Annotated in this window: 3 protein-coding genes and 1 pseudogene; 3 read left to right on the forward strand and 1 reads right to left on the reverse strand. The window is 42.3% G+C overall.

Annotation, left to right across the window (positions count from 1 at the left end):
- Window positions 1–120 precede the first annotated feature (120 nt).
- Window positions 121–2,028: a hypothetical protein gene (locus ACUVXA_RS15185; protein WP_445872127.1), complete on the forward strand. Its 1,908-nt coding sequence runs from the start codon at window positions 121–123 to the stop codon at window positions 2,026–2,028.
- Entirely contained in the window at window positions 2,003–3,859 is a 1,857-nt protein-coding gene (locus tag ACUVXA_RS15190) for an ATP-binding protein (protein ID WP_445872128.1), read from the forward strand. The genes ACUVXA_RS15185 and ACUVXA_RS15190 overlap by 26 nt, the downstream gene beginning before the upstream one ends.
- Window positions 3,860–4,169: 310 nt before the next feature.
- Here ACUVXA_RS15190 and ACUVXA_RS15195 read toward each other — a convergent pair whose 3' ends face one another.
- Window positions 4,170–4,838, reverse strand: coding sequence for a hypothetical protein (locus tag ACUVXA_RS15195; protein WP_445872129.1), 669 nt, complete (start codon window positions 4,836–4,838; stop codon window positions 4,170–4,172).
- 451 nt (window positions 4,839–5,289) lie between these two features.
- Between ACUVXA_RS15195 and ACUVXA_RS15200 the strand changes: the two are divergent.
- Window positions 5,290–5,508: pseudogene (locus tag ACUVXA_RS15200) on the forward strand (UPF0175 family protein); the annotation flags it as partial.
- Window positions 5,509–5,634 lie beyond the last annotated feature (126 nt).

Raw genomic sequence — 5,634 nt, forward strand, 5'->3', positions numbered from 1 at the left:
GGAACCGAACACCATTTAGGCGGTGTCCTAAATGGGTAAGTTTCGGACAACGGTCAGGCGCTCTTCAATAACGGGCCATTTTAGTAGGATAATATATTCTCTTGGTGTTGGTGATTTGTATTGGGAAGGTCTTTCCTAAGCTCTCAGATAAGTAGGATAAGCAATATTCTGTTGAAGGGTGTTGAGCGGCAGCTGACAGACTATAAAAACCGTTTCTCCCAAATAGAGGAATTAAACGATTTCATCACTAGACTATTGGTCACCGATTTAGACTTTAATAATGCTTACAATACTGCGGTTGGCTTTTTTGGTTCTGACCGGGTTAGGTTTGCGGCTGTGGATGGGACGGAGTATTCGAGGAGGCTTTTCGACTTCATCCTCTTCTTTGGTGGTGCCTATGCTGCAAATGGCGAAATCCAGTTTCATGAGGATTCTAAGCCCACCGTGGATTACTATACTAAACATATAGAGGAGGGAAGGGGGATTTCCAGCTGTGTTCCAGTTTACATTAATGAGGTTCCCGAGATTGACCAGACTTTTTTCAGTGAGAGTGATGACCCGGAGGGTTTGTTGACTCAGCCACTATCGGAGCAGGAGATTGCGGACAACTCTCGGATTGCGAACTGGATTATGACCTTCGCAGAGTATTATCTGGCGTACCTTCTTGTAACTGATGCGAATGACCCGGTGAGGATTCTTTTTTTGGATCGGTCTCTTTCGGGCACTCAGCGTGCTATTGCTAAGGAAACTTCGAAGAAAACTTACTGGGATACAAAATGTGCTATTCTAGGATTTGTGGTGGATGGTGAGCCGATAGATAAGAATGATTTGTTTATTGGTCGTTATCGTGTTTCTAATCCGGAGCTAAATCTTCCTCCTGCTAGGGGTGATTTTTTACGTCATAGTATGATTCTGCTCTTGGATAGGAAGGATTCTCCACTCACATTGAAGCAGATTTGTGAGGAGTTGGGGATTAAGGATGCGGTTCGGGAGGATAGGGTTGGTCGTTATCTTAACAGCTTGGTTCGGGAGGAAATAATTCTTAAGAGCCATTCCAAATATCGCCTCAATCCGCAATACCGGAATTCTTGGGATAGGATTTCAAAACTGGTTAGAACCTTGGGTGAGCGCATTTTTCGTGAGAGCATCGAGGAGTCCGCCACGGGTATTAGGATGATTATTGAGCGGAAGGATGGGACCTCCCAGTACTTGTCCACGCTGGATATTGCTTTTCTCACGCTTTTCTGCTTCTATATGCTGATTGAGGAGTGCTGGAAACGGAAGGTTCTCCTGTTGGGAATCACTAAGGATACTGCGGCTAGCGATTTTAAGAACCATTTCATTCCAGTGTGCTCCAACTGCAACCTTTTCGGATGCACCGTATCCCCCGAATTGTTCTCAAATCTTCCCAACACTGATCGGATGCTTTTGCAACATTTCTCTTTTAACTGTTGGGATACTCTTAGTCCTCCTTGGAGTCTGATAGAGTACGACTCCGCATTCACTACTATTGTGCCGGATCATGATAGGGGTCCCAGATTTGTTAGGGGTGCGAGAAAAAATAAGATTACCATGGAGCGGTTGTTTCTTAAAACCTATATTCAGCTGCAGGTGGCGGAGCATGATCCGAAACTGAGGAGTAATGTTCTGCTCATAGATCGGCTTGCCTATCCGGAGTATGACATGCGAAAGGAAAATATTGAGGTTTTTCACCAGATTTATGTGGGAGAAGAACCCGTAAACATCTTCATATTAAAGAATGAGAAAATTAGGAATGAGCTACAGAACTTGACTCTTGTGACTTTGGCGGCTACGACTAGTTCAACTATTCCCGAGATTTTCGGGCATAATAAACCGCTATTTGTTGCGGATAATGTGGCGAAGTGGAACTATAATCTATTTAAGAACCTGATTGACACTACGAAGGATTGGATTATGACGAATAAGGATTTAAAGAAGTTTGTTTATTATATGACTAGCTTCCGTGAACGGAGGGGTGAGTTTGAGTGGCTCAGAAGAGGAGCTTAGAATGTATTTTACCGATTTCGATGGAAAATTCAAGGCTCGGCTGGGAAGGGTGATTGCAGCCAGTGAAACCTCCAGCGAAGAATTTGGTACCTCTTCCCCCTACACCTTCCGGGTGCTTGCAGAGTATGACAGGGATCTTATGAGACTTATCGATTCTGGAATGTTACTGGCTGTGAGAAACTTTAAAACTAGGGAGGCGGGTGAAATCCGGTACACTCTTATGGGTATTTTGCGTTTCTGGCCAGAGCATTTCGGTTTGAGAGGCTTAAAAGACTACCAGTACTACCCCCTACAGTTTGAGGTGATTGAGCAATCGGTTGGTGACTGGGAAACCAGCGACAAGTCTACAATGGTTATTCAGATATCCGCAATTCCCATAAATTATGATCTTGTTATAGGGGAGAATGAAGAATTTACCTACGAGCGGGGATTCTCCTATCCCGTTATTGGAGACCGGGTTTACATTCTAAACAAGGAAATGATTAAAGACATGTATAACCGCCGCATCTTGGAGGAACTCGATTCCAGCTCGGAGGAAACCAGTAACAATGCGTGGAAGGATCCTAGGCTGGGAATTATTAAAATGTTTGAGGCCTCCGCGGAGGACATACCCATATACGTTGACTATGATTCGCTGGTGAGATATCACTTCGGGATATTCGCGTTTACTGGGGGCGGAAAAAGTAACATGCTCTCAAATATTTTGAGGAGACTCCTTATACACACAAAGGAAGTTAAAGTAATAATCTTTGACATATCCTGTGAGTATCCCTTTCTTCTGATGGATTTGTTTGCAAACGAGAAAATCCCCTCAAAAATTATTCTTGAGAATAAAGCGGATAGCGTAAGGGAATTTTATAATTCAATTGTTAAACCGAAGCTATTTGAGGATAATCCTAAAGTAATCAAAGGAATGGAAAAAATTTTCGCGCAAAATAAAGTTACTCACTTTGTGCGAGAAGTGATCAGGATTCCCACCTTCAGCGAATTTCTGGACAGTGTGGCTGCACTCAAGTCAGACAACCAAAGCAAACCTAACTACTTGGAAGCGCTTAACGAAATCGAGGTTTTAACCGCAAGACACATGGCAGCAAAGGGCTATTTGGAATCCGACGAAATAGATAAAGAATTTGCAGAGGCGTTAGCAAATGCGGCACCACAAATAGCCACAGCCTATAATGTACATGAAAAAAGCACTCTTTACGGTTGGTTCACATCAAGGCAGAGAATGGTTCGCTACTTCCGTGAAATAGAAGAACTCCAATCCGGCGAGGGATTAAACTCGGAAGCAATAAAAGAACTGATAGAAGGAGAAACCCAACTGATTAGCATCTCAATCAGCGACCCCCAAATCATAAAAGGATTAGTAATAGACTTAACCCAAGAGGTTCTCGCCCAGAGAAAAAGAGAATTCAAAGTAAAACCGTACATCTTATTCGTCTGGGATGAGGCACAGGAATTCGCAGCAAACCCGGGAAGCGTATCCGGAATAGACCGACAATGCTCCATCGAGGTCGAAAGACTACTCCGGCAGGGAAGAAAATACGGACTAGGAGGATGCATAGCCACCCAAAGAATAGCTCACCTCAACACCAGCGCCCTCCAACAACTGCACACCTACTTTGTGAGCACCCTACCCCGACCCTACGACCGAGGACTAATCAGCAACACCTTCATGATAGACAAAAACATACTAGAAAAAACCTTGGAGTTCACGCCTGGAGACTGGCTCCTCTCAAGCTACATCGCCACAGGACTAGCAAACGTACCAATATACATTAGGGCAGATAACGCAGAAGAAGAAATAGAAAAGTTTCTAAACAAAATTTAGCATAATCATCCTGCTTTTCAGAAAATGGGTAGTTCCATACAAAATATCCTGGGCCCGGAAAAACAATTGACAAACCAAAAAAATCCCTTCCATTTCAAGAGAAAATGCGGTCGTACTCCGCTCATCATAACTGGAACTAAGCGAAACTACAGCAAGACCTGTGGAGAAACACCATAGAAGAAATCGAAAAAATAATGAAACTTTTGAAAGGGACAAAAAGGAAACTTAAAATCGGTGGAATCTAGTTAACAGGTCAAGTATAATTATATTGACTATAAAATATTGGATTTCTTCTTTTTTGTAATGCGAGCTAAGATTCCTTTCCTATTACGAGGTCTATGTTCTTCACTCTTGCCATCCTTTTCATTTCTTTAGCCACGCTACTTGGAGCCGTCAAAACACGTAGAAACAGGTATCTGGGTTCTTTCTTGTATTTCTTCTTTGCAGCTTCAACCTTCCTCAAAAGCTTAGATATTTCTTCGACACTCCCAGCGTAAGCAGTAACCTCCCCAACTATCAAGGGTTCTTCACTGAAAAGATTTATCTCCTCCCCCTCTATTACCACCCTATCTAAACTGCGCCCCACAGGAAGAATTCCCCGTTCCCTAAGATAACCACTAATCCAAACTTTCACAAACTCCTCTAAACTAACCCCCGCAAATATTCTCATATTATCAAAACCCACAAAAAGCTCAGACCGCAGCCCTTCCACACTTTGCCTAAGATCTACATGACCCATCTCCAACGACTCAATCCTACCCAACATCTTGTTAAAATCTTCCCTCATCTTGTTAAAATCTTGCCTGAGTCCCTTAATCTCCTCCCAGATTTTGCTCTGCTCCTCCTTGATTCCCTTAATCTCCTCCCAGATTTTTGTTTGTGTTGACTGGTAGGCGTCCATTCTACGGGTAGTTTCCTCTAGCCCAAGGTAACCTAGGACAGTATATCTGAATTCTTCGTCCCTCTTCAAAAGTTCCAAGAATTCTTCCCGGAGACCCATAAGAAGACAAAAACACTTTCCAAATATAAACTTTAAGTAGAATATCATTATTTGAAAATGAAATGTGTGGTTAAAACTGTTTTTGAAGGTTGGTTTCTATGCTATTTCTTGCGGGTGGTGATGAAGATTTATTTGGTTAAGTTTCTCTCATAAGGCTCTGAATCACGAAGGGAGCTTTATAAATGCTCTTTTTTGAGACCTAACCAAACTATTCTACATTGCCTCCTGCGGGTTGTGGTTAAGGTTATATACGTTTTTTATAATTTGTATACGTGTGGTTTTTATGACTGTTGTTATAACTGCTAGGATTGATGAGGAGCTTGCTCGTGAGATAGAGGAGTAAATAAAAGACTTTAAGTTTGACAGATCCACTGCTGTGAAGATGATTCTATCCATAGGCATCAAGGACTGAAAAACTCAAAGGGCTCTAAGACTTTACAATGAGGGGAAGATAACTCTTTGGAAAGCAGCAGAAATGTGTAATGTCAGTCTCAGGGAAATGATTAAAAAGGCTGCTGAAAGCGGAATTACATATCGATACAGTTTAAGCGACCTAATGGAAGACATTGAAGCTGCTGATAGTCAATGTTCGTCTCTAACGCTACCCCACTTATTTATCTTGCAAGGATCAACATGCTTCATCTCCTGAAGAAGAAGTTCAAAACCATACTTATACCCCACACAGTGTGTAAAGAGGCTGTTGAGAGAGGAGAACTTGAAGGGTTTACAACAGTAGGAATATTTAATACTAAATAATACCATATATGGCTATGTG

The sequence above is a fragment of the Candidatus Jordarchaeum sp. genome (genome assembly GCF_052745115.1).